Annotated in this window: 13 protein-coding genes and 1 riboswitch; of the genes, 3 read left to right on the forward strand and 10 right to left on the reverse strand. The window is 39.2% G+C overall.

Translation table 11 applies throughout. The annotated features are described in order from the left end of the window. Nucleotides 1–137 precede the first annotated feature (137 nt). The 5 genes from CDG55_RS11735 to trpA form a co-directional block, all read right to left on the reverse strand. A complete protein-coding gene (locus CDG55_RS11735) occupies nt 138–1,073 on the reverse strand; it encodes a DUF6929 family protein (RefSeq protein WP_087535693.1) in 936 nt (311 codons plus the stop codon). Nucleotides 1,074–1,161: 88 nt separating this feature from the next. Beyond that, entirely contained in the window at nt 1,162–2,268 is a 1,107-nt protein-coding gene (locus CDG55_RS11740) for an SPOR domain-containing protein (RefSeq protein ID WP_087535692.1), read from the reverse strand. Further along, nucleotides 2,259–3,545, reverse strand: coding sequence for a bifunctional tetrahydrofolate synthase/dihydrofolate synthase (folC, locus tag CDG55_RS11745; protein ID WP_087535691.1), 1,287 nt, complete (start codon nt 3,543–3,545; stop codon nt 2,259–2,261). The genes CDG55_RS11740 and folC overlap by 10 nt, the downstream gene beginning before the upstream one ends. Then, nucleotides 3,542–4,438, reverse strand: a complete 897-nt coding sequence (gene accD, locus CDG55_RS11750; protein WP_087535690.1) for an acetyl-CoA carboxylase, carboxyltransferase subunit beta — start codon at nt 4,436–4,438, stop codon at nt 3,542–3,544. The genes folC and accD overlap by 4 nt, the downstream gene beginning before the upstream one ends. Then, nucleotides 4,435–5,238, reverse strand: coding sequence for a tryptophan synthase subunit alpha (trpA, locus tag CDG55_RS11755; RefSeq protein ID WP_087535689.1), 804 nt, complete (start codon nt 5,236–5,238; stop codon nt 4,435–4,437). Before trpA ends, accD begins: the two co-directional genes overlap by 4 nt. Nucleotides 5,239–5,514: 276 nt before the next feature. On the opposite strand from trpA, the gene CDG55_RS11760 reads away from it, so the two are divergent. Continuing rightward, on the forward strand, nt 5,515–6,846 hold the full coding sequence (locus tag CDG55_RS11760; RefSeq protein WP_087535774.1) for a Na+/H+ antiporter NhaC family protein: 1,332 nt from the start codon (nt 5,515–5,517) through the stop codon (nt 6,844–6,846). 34 nt (nt 6,847–6,880) lie between these two features. Here the strand turns inward: CDG55_RS11760 and CDG55_RS11765 are convergent, their stop codons facing one another. Further along, a complete protein-coding gene (locus tag CDG55_RS11765; protein WP_087535688.1) occupies nt 6,881–7,903 on the reverse strand; it encodes an AraC family transcriptional regulator in 1,023 nt (340 codons plus the stop codon). A 118-nt stretch (nt 7,904–8,021) separates the two neighbouring features. Between CDG55_RS11765 and CDG55_RS11770 the strand changes: the two genes are divergently transcribed. After that, nucleotides 8,022–8,897 (forward strand): metal-dependent hydrolase, encoded by an 876-nt coding sequence (locus tag CDG55_RS11770; protein ID WP_005162153.1) that lies wholly within the window; start codon nt 8,022–8,024, stop codon nt 8,895–8,897. A gap of 52 nt (nt 8,898–8,949) precedes the next feature. Here the strand turns inward: CDG55_RS11770 and CDG55_RS11775 are convergent, their stop codons facing one another. From CDG55_RS11775 to CDG55_RS11790, 4 genes are all read right to left on the reverse strand, one after another. Beyond that, the gene (locus tag CDG55_RS11775) at nt 8,950–9,945 is read right to left on the reverse strand and encodes a DUF2804 domain-containing protein (protein ID WP_087535687.1); all 996 of its coding nucleotides are present in this window, start codon (nt 9,943–9,945) and stop codon (nt 8,950–8,952) included. A gap of 18 nt (nt 9,946–9,963) precedes the next feature. After that, nucleotides 9,964–11,112, reverse strand: coding sequence for a GGDEF domain-containing protein (locus CDG55_RS11780; RefSeq protein ID WP_087535686.1), 1,149 nt, complete (start codon nt 11,110–11,112; stop codon nt 9,964–9,966). A gap of 114 nt (nt 11,113–11,226) precedes the next feature. Continuing rightward, nucleotides 11,227–12,471 (reverse strand): tryptophan synthase subunit beta, encoded by a 1,245-nt coding sequence (gene trpB, locus CDG55_RS11785; RefSeq protein ID WP_005162160.1) that lies wholly within the window; start codon nt 12,469–12,471, stop codon nt 11,227–11,229. Further along, the gene (locus CDG55_RS11790) at nt 12,452–13,111 is read right to left on the reverse strand and encodes a phosphoribosylanthranilate isomerase (RefSeq protein ID WP_087535685.1); all 660 of its coding nucleotides are present in this window, start codon (nt 13,109–13,111) and stop codon (nt 12,452–12,454) included. The genes trpB and CDG55_RS11790 overlap by 20 nt, the downstream gene beginning before the upstream one ends. A 117-nt stretch (nt 13,112–13,228) precedes the next feature. After that, nucleotides 13,229–13,442: riboswitch (cobalamin riboswitch) on the forward strand. A 36-nt stretch (nt 13,443–13,478) separates the two neighbouring features. On the opposite strand from CDG55_RS11790, the gene CDG55_RS11795 reads away from it, so the two are divergent. Then, the gene (locus CDG55_RS11795; RefSeq protein WP_087535684.1) at nt 13,479–15,386 is read left to right on the forward strand and encodes a TonB-dependent receptor plug domain-containing protein; all 1,908 of its coding nucleotides are present in this window, start codon (nt 13,479–13,481) and stop codon (nt 15,384–15,386) included. Nucleotides 15,387–15,396 lie beyond the last annotated feature (10 nt).

Raw genomic sequence — 15,396 nt, forward strand, 5'->3', positions numbered from 1 at the left:
GATTAAATCCAATTTTTAGAGAGATAGAGCTTAGACGTGTAAGATTTGTTTCTTTAATTTTTGGGTTTTATGCATTTTTTATTGGGCTTTTAAAAAACCTAATTTTATAAGTTGAATGGTAAGTTAAGAAATACGGACTAACGTGAAGAATTGGCAAAAACAGAGTTGCTAAGTAATAGTTTAAAAACTTCAGAATCACCACCATCGCTATCCGTGACCAATAAAAATACCTCACCATCCGATGTCGACTCTAACCATGTAATTCCTTCTACTTTAATAGCAAGAGTTTGTCCTTTCGAATCCTGAATCAGATGTTTATATAAAATTTTTCCCTCAGGCGATAACACCAAAATAAAACTGCCTAGCACCGCGCCATCATCATAAGTATTTAATGTTTGCTCAACCGCAGCAGTGGCAACAATTAGATTTTTCTCCACAAAAAAATAAGCATCAGAAATACCACTTGCTGCCCCTTCAAGCTCTGGTAATGTCAGATTGAATGATTTTTTGAGCGCACATTCTAATGATTTTCCATTTTGAATCTGTATTAAATCAAAGACTAAAACACCATGAAAACGATTGATATTGCCACGTTGAAAAATGTATAAATTGTTTTGATCTGAACAAACTGCTTCTATATTGAGATCAGCGCCACCAGTCAACGCCAAACAATGTTCTAAGAAATCATAATCCGAGGTATCAAATAAAACATGAACCTGATGATCAGCTGGATTATACAATAATGCTTTTTTTCGATTTTCTGTAGAACCTGAACCCATCACTAGTAACTGAGGTTGTCCGTCAAAGCGAATACAGCTAAGCGCTTCAAAGTCTGGTTTAGTTTTTTTACTAAATACCGTTAGTGTCGTATGCTTAGGCTGTTCAAATAATGGAATTTTTTCAAAATTAGTCGCACGATTGATGTTATTTTTTCGATCGGTTTTGAGTAAGAAACCCACATCATCTCCAACCAAGTAGAGATCATCCCCCACACAAGCCGCGCCAGAAAGTGCACTAACACTCGAATCCTCTGAAAATATAAAGTGTTCTAATATCTTAAAGCCGCTACTCATCTTGTACTCACTGCCCGCAGAAATAGAACACTTGTAACAAGGTCAAAACCAGACGCTTTCCAGCTTTGATCTAGTCGTTTATCTTTTGTTATCGCTGATCAAGTGGAACCCAATCAATCACCCACGCTGATTTCATATTTAAACTTTCATCAGAGGTAATTTTTTTACGTGCTGCATCTGCAACATCTCGGTCCTTCGATGGTCCAACCATGATACGAATTCCTTTTGAAGTCGGGCTTGTTGTAACCTTATAACCTTTGGCACGCAATTTAGATACAACTGCATCTGCATTGGCTTGGTTAGCAGCCAATGCCACTTGTACCATCCACTTTTTATCTCCATTTTCCATGAGATCACGAGCCTTTTCAGCTTCGGCTTTTTTCTCAGCATCAGCTTTACGCTTTTTCTCGTCAGCCGATTTTTTCTCAGCTTCAGCTTTACGCTTCTCTTCAGCTGCTTTTTTCTCAGCTTCGGCTTTACGTTTATCTTCGGCAATTTTCTTGTCTGCCTCAACTTTACGCTTTTCTTCTAACGCTTTTTTATCAGCGTCAGCTTTACGCTTATCTTCCTCAGCCTTTTTTTCAGCTTCTGCCTTACGCTTCTCTTCTGCCAACTTTTTTTCGGCTTCAGCCTTGCGCTTGTCTTCCGCTAACTTTTTATCAGTATCACTTTTCTGCTGATCTGCTTTTTGCTGTTCTACTTTTTTCTTTTCATCTAATTTATTTTTTTCTTCGGTCGCTCGTTGTGTCTTAGCTTTATCATCTTCGCCAAGCTCTGGCGGAATGTTATCAGAGCTTTCCTGTTCGGCTGTACGGCGTGCATTAATTGCAGCGTATTCTTCGGCTGCTTTACGCGCAGCAGCAGCTTCAGCTTCCTGTTGCATTTTTAGAAAATCAGCTGCACGTGCTTCTTGTTCAGCAACGGCTTTCTCACGAGAACGGCGTTGTTCTTCAAGCAATCTTTTTTCTGTCTCAACATCTACGGCTAATGGTTGTAATGAAACCATTTCACCTTCTTGGGTCGATTGAGCTGTTTGAGTTTTAGGTTCTGTTTTAGGAATTGGATGTGTAATTGCGGTTTGCGTTTTGTCATGCCCTATTTCGTCATTACCTTTAAGGAGTAATGCTGCCAATAAAACACCTCCACCCAATAGAACAACGCCTCCCATCCAGCGTTGTTTGTTATTCATTGACATTGTTCTAAATACTCCCAAACCGCTTCTAAGGTATGAAACGATCCACAGACTAAAATCAGCTGATTGTTATTACTTTGTTTCAGCACATCTTCAAAGGCTTGCTGGATATTACCGTACTCATATACCTGTTGACCTTGTAATGCATCATGTAATTGATGCAATGGGGCTGCTCTAGGTACATTTAAACTAGCAATAAACCAATCTTTTACTGTTGTTTTTAGTAAATCGGTGACAGACGAGATATCTTTATCTGCCAGCATTGAAAATACCGCGACAACATCTGTGTACTGTTTATTGTATTTTAAGAATTTTCGCAACTGATTCAATAAAAATTCGACGCCATGTGGATTATGTCCAGCATCAAAAATCACTGTTTTGTCTTGAATTTGCCGTATTTCAAAACGACCTTGCAAACGTGCTTGCTGAATACCTGTTGCAATCGCTGCCTGAGAGACCTCAATACCACTCACCAGTACCGCTGCAACAGCAGTCGAAATATTATCTAATGCAAGCTGACCGATTGGCAGTTTTAGCGTTGTGCCAGAGGATGCAAATGACCAAGTTTGACCATCGTCATTAAGTTGATAAAAATAATCTCGATTCAGCGCATATAGATCTGCTTGAGTTTCAGCTACTTTATCTTGAATCGCTTGGGGTAATTGTTGTTGACCCGCAAATACCACTGGAATATTCGGACGAATAATCCCTGCTTTCTCAAAGGCGATTTTTTCTATCGTGTCACCTAACCAATCGACATGATCTAAACCAATATTGGTAATCACGGCAATATCAGGATCAATCACATTCACGACATCCAGACGACCGCCTAAGCCAACCTCAAGTACCCAGACATCACATTGTTTTAGTTTGAAAATAAGAAAAGCAGCCAAAGTGGTTGCTTCAAAAAAGGACAATGATAAACCACATTCTCGGCGGGCTTGGTCAACCAACACAAAGGCATCAACTAAGCTTTGATCATCAACTTCAATCCCAGCAAGTTTTACCCGCTCATTAAAACGATAAATATGCGGTGATTGATACAAACCAACTTTATAACCTTGTGCATTTAAAATTGCAGCGAGTGTCGTTGTTGTTGAGCCTTTACCATTCGTTCCTGCCACAGTAAAAACTTTTGCTTGAGGTTGCATAACTCCCAACTTTTCAGCAACGGGAATTACGCGCTCTAAACCTAAATCAATGCCTGTAACATGAACATGGCCCCAATAATCGAGCCATGTTGTTAATGTATCTGTAGAATGTGGTGCGTCCAGTTTCAAGGTAAATTCATCAGTTTAGCTACGAGTCTATATACAGTATCACGTAATGCATGACGATGAACAATTTGATCGACCACACCATGATCAAGCAAATATTCTGCACGTTGGAATGGTTCTTCTAACTTCTCGCGAACTGTTTGTTCAATGACGCGTTTACCTGCAAAACCAATCATCGCTTTCGGTTCAGCAATATGTACATCACCTAACATCGCTAATGAAGCTGTTACACCCCCATAGACGGGATGAGTCAATACAACGAGGTATGGAACACGAGCTTCTTTCATTTTTTGAATCGCAGCCGAAGTACGTGCCATTTGCATTAAAGACAACATGCCTTCTTGCATACGAGCACCGCCTGAAGCAGCAAAACAAATTAACGGTTGATGTAGTTGAATTGCTCGTTCTGCCGCTTGGATAAAACGATCACCAACAACGGTCCCCATTGAACCACCCATAAAATCGAACTCAAATGCACAAGCCACCAAGTCCAAACCTTTTAATGAACCTTGCATTACAACTAACGCTTCTGTTTCACCAGTTTTATCTTGTGCTTCACGCATACGCTCTGGATAAGGTCTGCTATCCACAAACTTCAATGGATCTTTCGCACTAAATTCTTGACCTAACTCTGCATTGACTTGATCAAAGAACCAATTCAAACGATCACGTGCGCGCATACGCAAATGCTCATCGCATTGTGGGCATACGTAGGCATTAAATGACATTGCCGTACGTGTTACTAAGGCATGACATTCAGGACATTCAATGGTTGGTTCCGTAAATGTTGCTTTGAATGTTTGTTGTTCATTCGCAACTTGAATACCAGGCACTTGACGCTCTGTCCAAGGCGTTGATGGGCTCAGAACCTTCCCTGCTGTTAATTCTTGACTCATACTAACTCATCGAGCGCGGCTCGAAGCTCCTTCACTTTATTCACCGTCTGTTGCACAGCTTCGTCTGCTGGCAATGTCGCAAAAGATTTAACGAAAGCACTTCCTACGATTACGGCATCAGCAACTTGACCCATTGCTTTTGCAGAAGCTGCATCACTAATCCCAAAACCAACTCCAACAGGCACGTTAGTCATGCTCTTAATTTTCGCAATACGAGCTGCTGCTTCAGAGGTATCTAGTGTTGCTGCACCTGTCACACCTTTTAACGACACATAGTAAACAAAGCCACTGGCTTGATTTACAACATGCTGAATACGTTTATCAGTTGATGTTGGTGCGAGTAAGAAAATTTGATCCATCTCATTTTGTTTTAAGACATCGCCAAATTGCTTTGATTCTTCAGGGGGTAAGTCCACCAAAAGTACACCATCAACACCACAATCTTTCGCATAAGCCACAAACTTTTCATAACCAATCACTTCAACAGGATTTAAATACCCCATTAAAACAACGGGTGTCGTTTGATCTTTTTCGCGAAATTCTTTCACCATATTCAAAGCATCGAGTGTGCTCGATCCACCTGCTAAAGCACGTTCAGCAGCTAAGGCAATTACTGGACCATCCGCCATTGGGTCCGAGAATGGCAAGCCCAACTCAACCACATCAACGCCTGCTTCAACCATTTGATGAAGCAGTGGAACTGTGACTTGTGGATGCGGATCTCCTGCCATAACATAAGAAACAAGCGCTTTACGGTGCTGAGATTTAAGCTGTTCAAAACGAGTGGCAAGACGTGACATAGGATTATGCTTTCCTTGATTTATATAAATTGAGGAGTTGTTTGTAGTCATACAATAACACTGCATTGTAACGCTATTTTTTGTTCATTGAACAGAGTTTGACGTGATTGCAACAGTGAATGTTGCTACTTACAACTGCCCTGCTACATTTATCTATATTTTCAGCTTTTTCTCAATGATCAAAGCTTCCTAATTTTAGCTTCATCGAGGCTGATTTTAGAAATGAGCTCAGCTCCTTTATACTACCCGCAATTTTTAAGTTTTCTTTTTATTTTTATGTCTGCCCACACTCAGGAAAAAGTACAAAGCAATGCCCTTGCTTTGCTACCACTATTGGTATTTTTGATCATCTTTCTCGGGAGTGGTCTCTATCATTCAATGATCGGGACAGAATTTGCATTCTATCAAGTCAAAGCACCTATTGCCGCGATTCCAGCTGTTATTCTGGCATTACTACTTTATAAACAGAAACTCAATACGGCAATTGAGGAATTCCTACAAGGTGCTAGTCATCCAAATTTAATTTTAATGTTTATGGTATTTATGTTGGCAGGTGCTTTTGCCAGTGTCTCCAGTGCCATAGGCAGCGTCGATGCGACAGTACAGTTGGGACTTTCACTGATTTCGCCTGAATTTGTGTTACCCATGCTGTTTATCATTTCAGCGTTTATTGCTACTGCTATGGGTACTTCTATGGGTACCATTGCTGCTTGTGCACCGATTGCTTTTGGTTTTACTCAAGCGACTGACATTTTACCAATTTATGCGATTGGAGCTGTCGTTGGTGGTGCAATGTTTGGTGACAATCTGTCCATGATCTCTGATACAACGATTGCTGCCACAAGAAGTCAAAATGTCGAACTTCGAGATAAATTTAGAGTCAACGTTTGGATTGCTCTACCTGCTGCCATCATGACCTTGATTGCTTATGTGCTACTCAGCCAACAAGCTGAATCAATTCAATCAAAAGCTTATGATTTATGGTTAATTTTGCCTTATCTAGCGGTCTTTTTTCTAGCATTCAGCCGATTACATGTACTTGCAGTTTTAATGATTGGAGTGGTGCTATCTGGAATCATCGGTCTGATTGAAAAGCCTGAATTTGATTTATTGAAATTAAATTCTTCTATTTATGATGGCTTCGTGGGAATGTTTGAAGTTGCACTACTATCAATGTTACTTGGCGGTCTGTCTGCTTTGATGCAAAAAGAAGGTGGTTTACAGTGGTTAATCGAAAAAATTTATCGTATCACCCGTCTATTTAAATTTGGTCGTCAGCGTGCTGGGGAATTGGGCATTAGTTTTCTTGTAGTCTTCTCCAATTTGTTTGTTGCGAATAATACAGTTGCGATCATTTTATCAGGCGATATGGCACGTGAAGTAGCGAAAGAATATGGTGTTGACCCTAAGCGAAGTGCAGCTTTACTTGATATTTTTTCTTGCGTAATCCAAGGGATTATTCCCTACGGTGCTCAATTACTGCTTGCTTGTTCAATTGCCAAACTCTCGCCAGTTGAACTAATTGGCAATATCTACTATTGCTGGATTCTTGCAGTGTGCGCAATCCTTGCAATTGTTTTTAATTATCCACGTTTAAAAACACGCTAAAACAATCCATAAATCTCTTTAGCTTGCTTGAAAGTTAAAGAGATTTCAAAAACTGCTTCGGTGTGACACCTGTCCAACGCTTAAACGCCCGCCCAAACGCACTTTGATCAGCATAATTTAAACGTTCCGCAATTTCTGACAATGATTTGCCCTGTTGCAAATACAGTTTACTTTGTTCCAAACGGTACTGATCTAAAATATCTTGAAAATTAAGCTGATAGGTTTTGAGTTGGCGTTGCAATGTTCGTTCTGAACAATGTAAACGCTTAGCAACATAACTGAGCAGTAGTTCTTCTTGTTGTAAAAGTCCTTGTTCAATATGCGTTTGTATTTTTTGACGGAACTGTTGTTGCTGAATCTCAAAAGAAGCAATGCTATTCAGTGATTGCTGAGCTTGAGTCGAGAGTACATGGTTTAATTGTTGGTCTGCAGCGATGCTTTTTGCTTTTAAAATTTGATTTGAAAAGCGAATTGCATATTGTCCAGCTTGAATTTGGATCGGACAACCATAAAATTTTTCAAAATGATATAAAGCTGTATGTGGTGCGTAACCAAATTGAATCATCTGTGGTGGAATGAGGGCATCTTGGACAATAGATTGGGCAATTTTAAAAATCAACGCCAGATTTAGCTCATACATTTCCCGATAATCACTATAGGATGCTCCCCAAACAATTTGAATATAATCAGAAAACTGCTGAACATTTAGTTGTTCTAAATTGGTCTGTTTAAAGACTAAAGAATAATAACGTTGTAAAAGCTGTAACGCCTGTTGCAGATCTAAACTGGTTGAAGCCAAATATCCCATTAAACCCAAATCTTGCAAATTGGCATGTTCAGCCAATACTAATGTAATCGGTCGAGGGAAATAAGCTTGTGCCGATTGCAAAAGCAACGCATAACGTTCGACATCAAAATCATGCTCATCTGGATTTTCCAAGCAAGTATGAAAAGCTTGCCAAAGCTCAGGCGCAACAACTTTAGACAAATCAATTTGTTCTTGTTGTAAAACACGATTAAATAATCGTAGGTATCCAATAATAATTTTAACTGACATATGCCGATCTCATCCTGATCTGTCGTTATTTGTATAAAACTTGGCTGTAACTGTCAAAACATTTCATCGGACTTTTTCCATACTGAGTTCATGAAGAAAAGACAAGGAATAGCAAAAAATGAATGCACATGTTTCCTATCAAGTTGAGCCAGTTGTTAGAACAAAACTAGATTTTCATTTAGATCAGGCGCCACGTTTTTGGTTTGGTGGTGATCCATTTCGTACTCGTATGTTTGATGCATTAAGCCTAACCTTCCCTGATGGCGAACGCTATTTTATTGAATGTGTGCGTTTATTCCGTGACAAAATTAATGATCCTGACTTGCAAGAACGTGTGGCTGATTTTATCCGTCAGGAAGCACAGCATGGTATTGCACATGACAAAATGAATCAGATCATGAAAGAGCAAGGCATGCCTGTAGATCAATTCACTGCACGGTTGAAAAAGATTTTTAGATTTGAATTAAAAAACCGTTCAGCTCAATACAACATTGCCATGACCGCAGCTGCAGAGCATTTAACTGCGTTAATGGCAGATACTTTTTATAGTAAAAAAGAGACTTTAGCGGAGGCAGATCCATTTGTTCGTGCGCTATTCGCTTGGCATGCGATTGAAGAAATGGAACATCGTGATGTTGCTTTTGATGTGATGAAGCAAGTCGGTGATGTACCAGAAGCAACTCGACGTTTTGCACTGCTCTTTACCACCGTCATGATGTTTGGTTTTACTTTGTATCGTACGGATGTAATGCTAAAAACTGACGGTTTTAATTTAAGACAACGCTTTGATATGGCACGTAAAGGTTTACCGTGGTTCTTCGGTCGTAATGGTATTTTGACTGCAAAAAGATCTCAATATAGTGACTGGTTTAAAAAGGATTTCCATCCAAATCAACATCCTGTTATTCGCCAATATGATGTTTGGGTTGATACTTTAGCGAAGACCAATGATCCAATTGCTGCGGGTGAAGCGTTCTGGCAAGCAGGACTTTAATTCACGTATCAAAAGAATCCCCTTTGAATTTAGGGGATTCTTTCTGTCATTATCACCACTTCGCATAATGCTGTTCTAACAACCCATATTCTTGATTTAACATCACCAGTTCAACATTTTCATGTTCAATCGTACCGCAGACTTTCGCTTGCCACTGATTAAACTGACTACCAATCAGGCGTAGGTTAATATTCTCAAAACGACACCAACCTGTTTCAACGAGCAAATTTAATCGCTCATCCAAAGAACGAATTGACCAACAATTTTCATTTTGTTGCTCAAATAAAATATCAGTGAGTGGATATAAACGACCATCGACCCACAATGCATTTTCATTACCAAAACTTTCATTGACACCCGAAGCTAAATTCAAGCCAATACGGCGATCATTTGTATCACGGAACTGACAAGACAACCAAAACCAAGCGGTTTCAGGTCGTAAAAAACCACAGGTATCATCGAGTGCAGCGAGACTATGCGCATTAAATTCGATCTGCTGTTGATCTGGGCTAATAAAAAAGCCTTCTACTGCCAAAGTGGTTTGTTTTTGTGTATACGTCCAGCCATTGATCCCAGTTGGGCTACATAAACTTAAAGCATCCGTACCTGCACAAAAAATACGCGCTTTCAGTTGTACTTCGCCATGTTTGGTCACTTGGATATAACGCACACCATTGGCGTGTTGCATATCAAATTGATAAGCAGATTTTTTAAAATAGCTTTGACTAAATAAAGGTTGTTCATCAAGTTGGGTTTTCAACGCTAATGGCTGAATCGCATTCCATTCGATTACTTTTTTAGAAAGATGATCATAAACATAGAAAAAGCCATGCCCTGCCCATGATAGATCGACAATCGCAATACCAATGCTGTAATGCTCATGTTGTAAACCACAGAATTTAAATTTTTTATATTTCAGCTGCTTGCGCCAGCCTTTTAGTACTTGGCCATAAGGCGTTTTATAAATATAGTCATCCAAATTGATCTGTGAAGGTATCTGATCAAAACGCCCATAACGAGGCTGGCCATTTTTCTGTATCAATTTCACAAGATTTCCCCAACTCAATTATAACGTAAATGCCGTTCTGACCTGATTTTTACCATTCCGTTTGGCTTGGTACATCGCCTTATCTGCTTGCTCAAACAAGCCTGTATAATCAAAACCACTAAAAGCTGTACTACTTACCCCAAAACACGCCTTGATATAAAGCATTTCATTTTCTTTCACTTCAACTGCGGTTTGCTCTAATGCTTTACGACATACCTCTGCCAACAACACTGCATTTTCAATAGGAGTAAATGGTAATAAAATGACAAATTCCTCACCACCATAACGTCCAATCACATCACTGGCTCGTAAATTTTTTCGCAGTATATTTGCGACATGTTTTAAAACCAAATCTCCTTGATGATGTCCATATTGATCATTAATATTTTTAAAATTATCAATATCCACCATAATCAACGATGTTTCTCGATGGGTAATTTGTGCCTGCTGCATCTGTAAATCAATAATCTCATTGACCCCACGGCGATTCAACAGCCCTGTTAACTCATCAGTACAACTGAGTTTTTCTATTTTTGAATTATATCTGCGCCAACGCTCTATACTTATATCAAATAACGTAATGGTAAATGCCGCATATAAAGTGGTGTAAAACATTGAATAAATAATCTGAGCGCTCTGAACATCTTTATGCATCAAGGTATAAGGCTTATAAGCCACTGCATAATCTAAATAACCCAACACCGTAAGCGCAGATAATAAATAACACGCAATAACATAAGCAACCAAGCCAAAATAAACAGAGAAACGAGGGAATAACAACAAAGCGGTAAAGGTTATCCCCATAAAAATAACGCCATTTAACATGTTCAGCAAACCAATGCCTATTGGCAAACCTAACAATGAAAATGGGTAATACACCGATAAAAACAACACATAATAAATATGCACATTCGGCTTATTTTTAATAAGAAAACCAAACAAAATTAAAAGGATATTTAAAATAAATACACTTGGATACAACCACTGAAGTTTAAGCAATAACTCGGTATTTGCTAAAGGGTGATACATATATTTTATTTGTATAAAATATATAACAGCAGCCGTAAAACTCGCATACAGCAATATAACTTGGGATTTTTTAACTAAATCCCAATCTAAAATTGCAAGAAAGGCTTTACTGAAATACGTAGCTAAGGAATATTTCATCCCTCATCATCCCTTATGATTATTCTTGTGTTATACGTCCATGTACAACTAGTCACAATATTAATATGGCTTAGGCACACGCTTTAGCCGATCTTATCACACACCTATTCAGTTTTATAAGTCGACCATCGGAATACCATCAATTTTCGCAACCGTCATTAAATCTTTATCGCCACGACCTGAAACTGTTGCAATAATGATTTGGTCTTTCGACATCGTTGGGGCAAGTTTAGTGACATAAGCCATCGCATGTGAACTTTCAAGCGCAGGAATGATGCCTTCAATCTGAGTTAAATCACGGAAGCCTTGTAAGGCTTCATCATCTTTAATTGGCACATATTCCACACGATGCATATCTTTTAAGAAACTATGCTCTGGACCAACACCTGGATAATCCAAACCTGCTGAAATACTATGTGTTTCAATAATCTGACCTTGCTCATCCGACATGAGGTAAGTACGGTTACCATGTAATACACCCACATGGCCTGCATTCAATGGCGCTGAGTGTTTGCCTGTTTCAATGCCGAAACCTGCCGCTTCAACACCGTACATTTTCACATCCTGATCATTCAGGAATGGATAGAACAAGCCCATTGCATTTGAACCTCCGCCAACACAAGCAACCAAGGCATCAGGTAAACGCCCTGCTTGTGCTTGGATCTGTTGACGTGCTTCACGACCAATGATTGATTGGAAATCACGTACAAGCTGTGGATATGGGTGCGGACCAGCAACCGTACCAATGACATAATAAGTCGTATCAACATTGGTGACCCAATCGCGCATCGCTTCATTCAATGCATCTTTTAAAGTTTTGGATCCGCTTTGCACTGGTACAACTTTTGCGCCAAGCAAACGCATGCGATAGACATTCATCGCCTGACGTTTTACATCTTCAGCCCCCATGTACACCACGCACTCCATACCCAAGCGAGCAGCGATGGTTGCGGTCGCAACACCATGTTGACCTGCACCTGTTTCAGCAATGATACGTTTTTTACCCGACAGTTTTGCCAATAACGCTTGACCGATGGTGTTGTTGACCTTGTGTGAACCTGTATGGTTCAAGTCTTCACGTTTCAGGTAAATTTGCGCACCGCCGAGGTGCTGAGACCATCGCTCAGCATGATAAAGTGGACTTGGACGACCAACATAAAACGCAAGATCACGGTCAAACTCTGCTAAAAACTGAGCATCATTTTTCATACGACCATAAAGACTTTCTAAGTCTTCAAGTGCAGCCATAAGCGTTTCTGACACAAAACGCCCACCATGAATACCAAAATGCCCCTGAGCATCTGGAAACTGGGTGTAGTCAATCGCCTGATTTTGTTGACTAAGGTTTTGCTGATCCACGTTGGACTCCTTGCATAAATTTTTCAATGAGTTGTTGGTCTTTTATACCTTTAGCGGACTCTACGCCTCCGCTGACATCCACAGCAAAAGCTGCTGTAGTATGAATAGCGTCACTCACATTTTCAGGAGTTAAGCCCCCTGCCAAGATTAGTGGAATATCAAGTTTTGGAAATTTATTCCAATCGAAACAGTGACCTGTTCCACCTTTTAAATCAGGATGCCACGCATCAAGTAGAACCGCACTGGCTCCCACAGCTTGATAGCGTTGAATTTCGGTCAAAATGTCTAAATCAGGTCTAACCTGAATGGCTTTGTACCAACGGCGTTTGCAATGCAACGCAATTTGTTGGCATTGTTCAGGTGTTTCATCACCATGTAGTTGTAATACATCCAACGGAACTGAATCAAGCACTGTTTGGATTTCTTCTGCGCTTGCATTTACAAATAAACCGACCAACTGAACATAAGCGGGTACTGAGCTTGCCAAAATTTGCGCTTGTTCAATACTGACATGACGCGGGCTTGGGGGAAAGAATACCAATCCAATCGCATCTGCTCCTGCTTGCACAACAGCATCAATATCTTGAGTCCGCGTGATTCCACAAATCTTGGCGCGAGTTCGGAGTTGGGTTTGACGCATTTGATGTCCAATTTGAGATGACTATTTACTACTCTCACATTGTAAAGCAATTTGACATACTTTGGTCAAAGTTCATTTCCAAATGCAATTGTTTAAAAAACGTGAACACTCTATACTTCGCATCATCTCGCAACAAGTCTAAAGCACATTCTTTTGCTTATAGGGAAGTTGGTGTAAGTCCAACACTGCCCTCGCAACGGTAACACCGAATTATTAATCTTAGCTAAACGCCAAATCACTGCATCTGAATGATGTGGGAAGATGATTAATAGCATCGTCATTGTGATGATATAGTGAAGTCCGGAGACCTGCTTGTTGTTTATTTCCACTTTAACATTCACGACGGGTGAATGTATGGAGCGACATCATGTCTACTATTTTTCAACCGACACGTTTAGTTGGTGCTATCGCTATTGCGATGGGGTTTTCTTCAACTACTTTTGCTCAAGATCAATCAAGTGCGAAAACTTCGACGCTAGATACGATTGTTGTGACGGCATCTCGTTCTGAAGAAAAGTTAAAGAATGTTCCTGCACGTCTGACTGTGATTGATCAAAAAACGATTGAGCAAAATCCTATACTCAATGTCTCAGATTTAGTACAAAAAGATCCAAGTATTTACATCAAACAAAATGGTGGAATTGGGCAAGGTACTAACCTTTCACTACGCGGAACGAATCCAAATCATACTTTACTATTAAAAGATGGTAATCGTTTGAATACCTCTAATTCTTTAAGCCCTATTTACCCTGAGTTTTTAGATACAACTGACATTGAACGAATAGAAATTTTAAAAGGTCCGTCATCTGTACAATATGGTAGTGATGCGATTGGCGGTGTTATTCAAATGATTTCTTCTTCGCCTGAGAAAAACAGTGCTTTTGTTACAGGCATTTATGGTGAAAATCAAACATATAAAGCTATTATTGGCACTGATATAGTAGAAAATGGTTTCTTTGCTCAGATTCGTGGACAACGTCAAGAGACTGATGGAACACGCATTTTTGACACCCAAAAAAGAAACAATAAAGCAGGCTATGAACAAAAGGGCTATAGCACAAAAATTGGCTATGATAATAAAGAAAATATTAAAACTGCCGTTGAAATTAGCCAGAATAAAGGCGTAAATAATTACTCAGACAACGGAGGCGTAAATAACTCTGCTGAACGCCATTTCGAAAACCAACTTATTAGTGCTAATGCTGAGCTTACTCCTTATCAAGGCATAACTCTAAATGCACGTTACTCAGACTTTAAAGATACTCAAAATTATGTGGAATCATCACCGTACCATGCAAATACCAAACGCAATGAAGGTGATTTAAATATAAAATGGTTATTCACACCAACTCAAAATATCTTGTTTGGTACAAGTATAGACAACAGTGAGTACAAAGATGCTTCTATCCTAAATGGAAAACAAAGTATTGATTCAACAGGTTACTACTTACAACATCAATTTAAAACAGACAAAGTAAATACCCAAGTAGGAGTCCGTTTAGAAGATAATGAAAAATTTGGTATTCATACAGTAGGCCAAGGCGCAATTCGTTATTTCATTCTACCAACATCTAGTGTTTACGCTAATATTGGTAGTGCATTCAGGGCACCATCACTAACAGAGTTGTACTATCACAGTGAAGCCGATTATGGCAAATACGGTATTTATCATACCTATGGCAATACTAATCTTAAACCAGAAGAAAGTATTTCCTATGAAATTGGTTTAGATCATCAATTTACATCAACTTTATCTTCATCTTTTTCAGTTTATAAAACTGACCTCAAGAACCTAATTGCATCAACGTCTAGTAAAGATATTGCAACAAATACAACTACTAGTACTTATGAAAATATTATTAAAGCACAATTTACTGGTGGTGAGTTTGGTATAAAATGGAAACAAGATGATTTATTCATTTCAACTGAATATGCGTACGTCAAAACTGAGAACAAGAAAACTGGCTTAGAAATTGCGTATCGACCTAAAGAAACATTAAATTTAACCACAGGACTTGAAAATCAAATCTATGGCATAAGCACTTCGATTATCGCACGTTCTAACGTAAATGCAGCAAATAGTGAAAATCCACCAAAAGTTCCAGGTTACGTTACTATTGATTTAAATATGTACTGGAATATTAACCCAAATATTAAAATCTTTACCAATATTCAAAATGTTGGCGATGTGGAATATAAGACTGTTTATAACTCTAGTAATTGGTACATCAACGGTGGTCGCCAAGCTTCTGTAGGTGTCAGTCTTCGTTATTAATCGTGCAATC

The sequence above is a fragment of the Acinetobacter sp. WCHA45 genome (genome assembly GCF_002165255.2).
Classification (GTDB): Bacteria; Pseudomonadota; Gammaproteobacteria; order Pseudomonadales; family Moraxellaceae; genus Acinetobacter.

Bases quoted from the DNA above. Each gene is read 5' to 3' on its own strand.
- CDG55_RS11740 (WP_087535692.1), bottom strand. From the start codon at position 2,268: ATGTCAATGAATAACAAACAACGCTGGATGGGAGGCGTTGTTCTATTG.
- CDG55_RS11760 (WP_087535774.1), top strand. From the start codon at position 5,515: ATGTCTGCCCACACTCAGGAAAAAGTACAAAGCAATGCCCTTGCTTTG.
- accD (WP_087535690.1), bottom strand. From the start codon at position 4,438: ATGAGTCAAGAATTAACAGCAGGGAAGGTTCTGAGCCCATCAACGCCT.
- trpA (WP_087535689.1), bottom strand. From the start codon at position 5,238: ATGTCACGTCTTGCCACTCGTTTTGAACAGCTTAAATCTCAGCACCGT.
- CDG55_RS11780 (WP_087535686.1), bottom strand. From the start codon at position 11,112: ATGAAATATTCCTTAGCTACGTATTTCAGTAAAGCCTTTCTTGCAATT.
- CDG55_RS11735 (WP_087535693.1), bottom strand. From the start codon at position 1,073: ATGAGTAGCGGCTTTAAGATATTAGAACACTTTATATTTTCAGAGGAT.
- CDG55_RS11790 (WP_087535685.1), bottom strand. From the start codon at position 13,111: ATGCGTCAAACCCAACTCCGAACTCGCGCCAAGATTTGTGGAATCACG.
- CDG55_RS11795 (WP_087535684.1), top strand. From the start codon at position 13,479: ATGTCTACTATTTTTCAACCGACACGTTTAGTTGGTGCTATCGCTATT.
- CDG55_RS11765 (WP_087535688.1), bottom strand. From the start codon at position 7,903: ATGTCAGTTAAAATTATTATTGGATACCTACGATTATTTAATCGTGTT.
- CDG55_RS11770 (WP_005162153.1), top strand. From the start codon at position 8,022: ATGAATGCACATGTTTCCTATCAAGTTGAGCCAGTTGTTAGAACAAAA.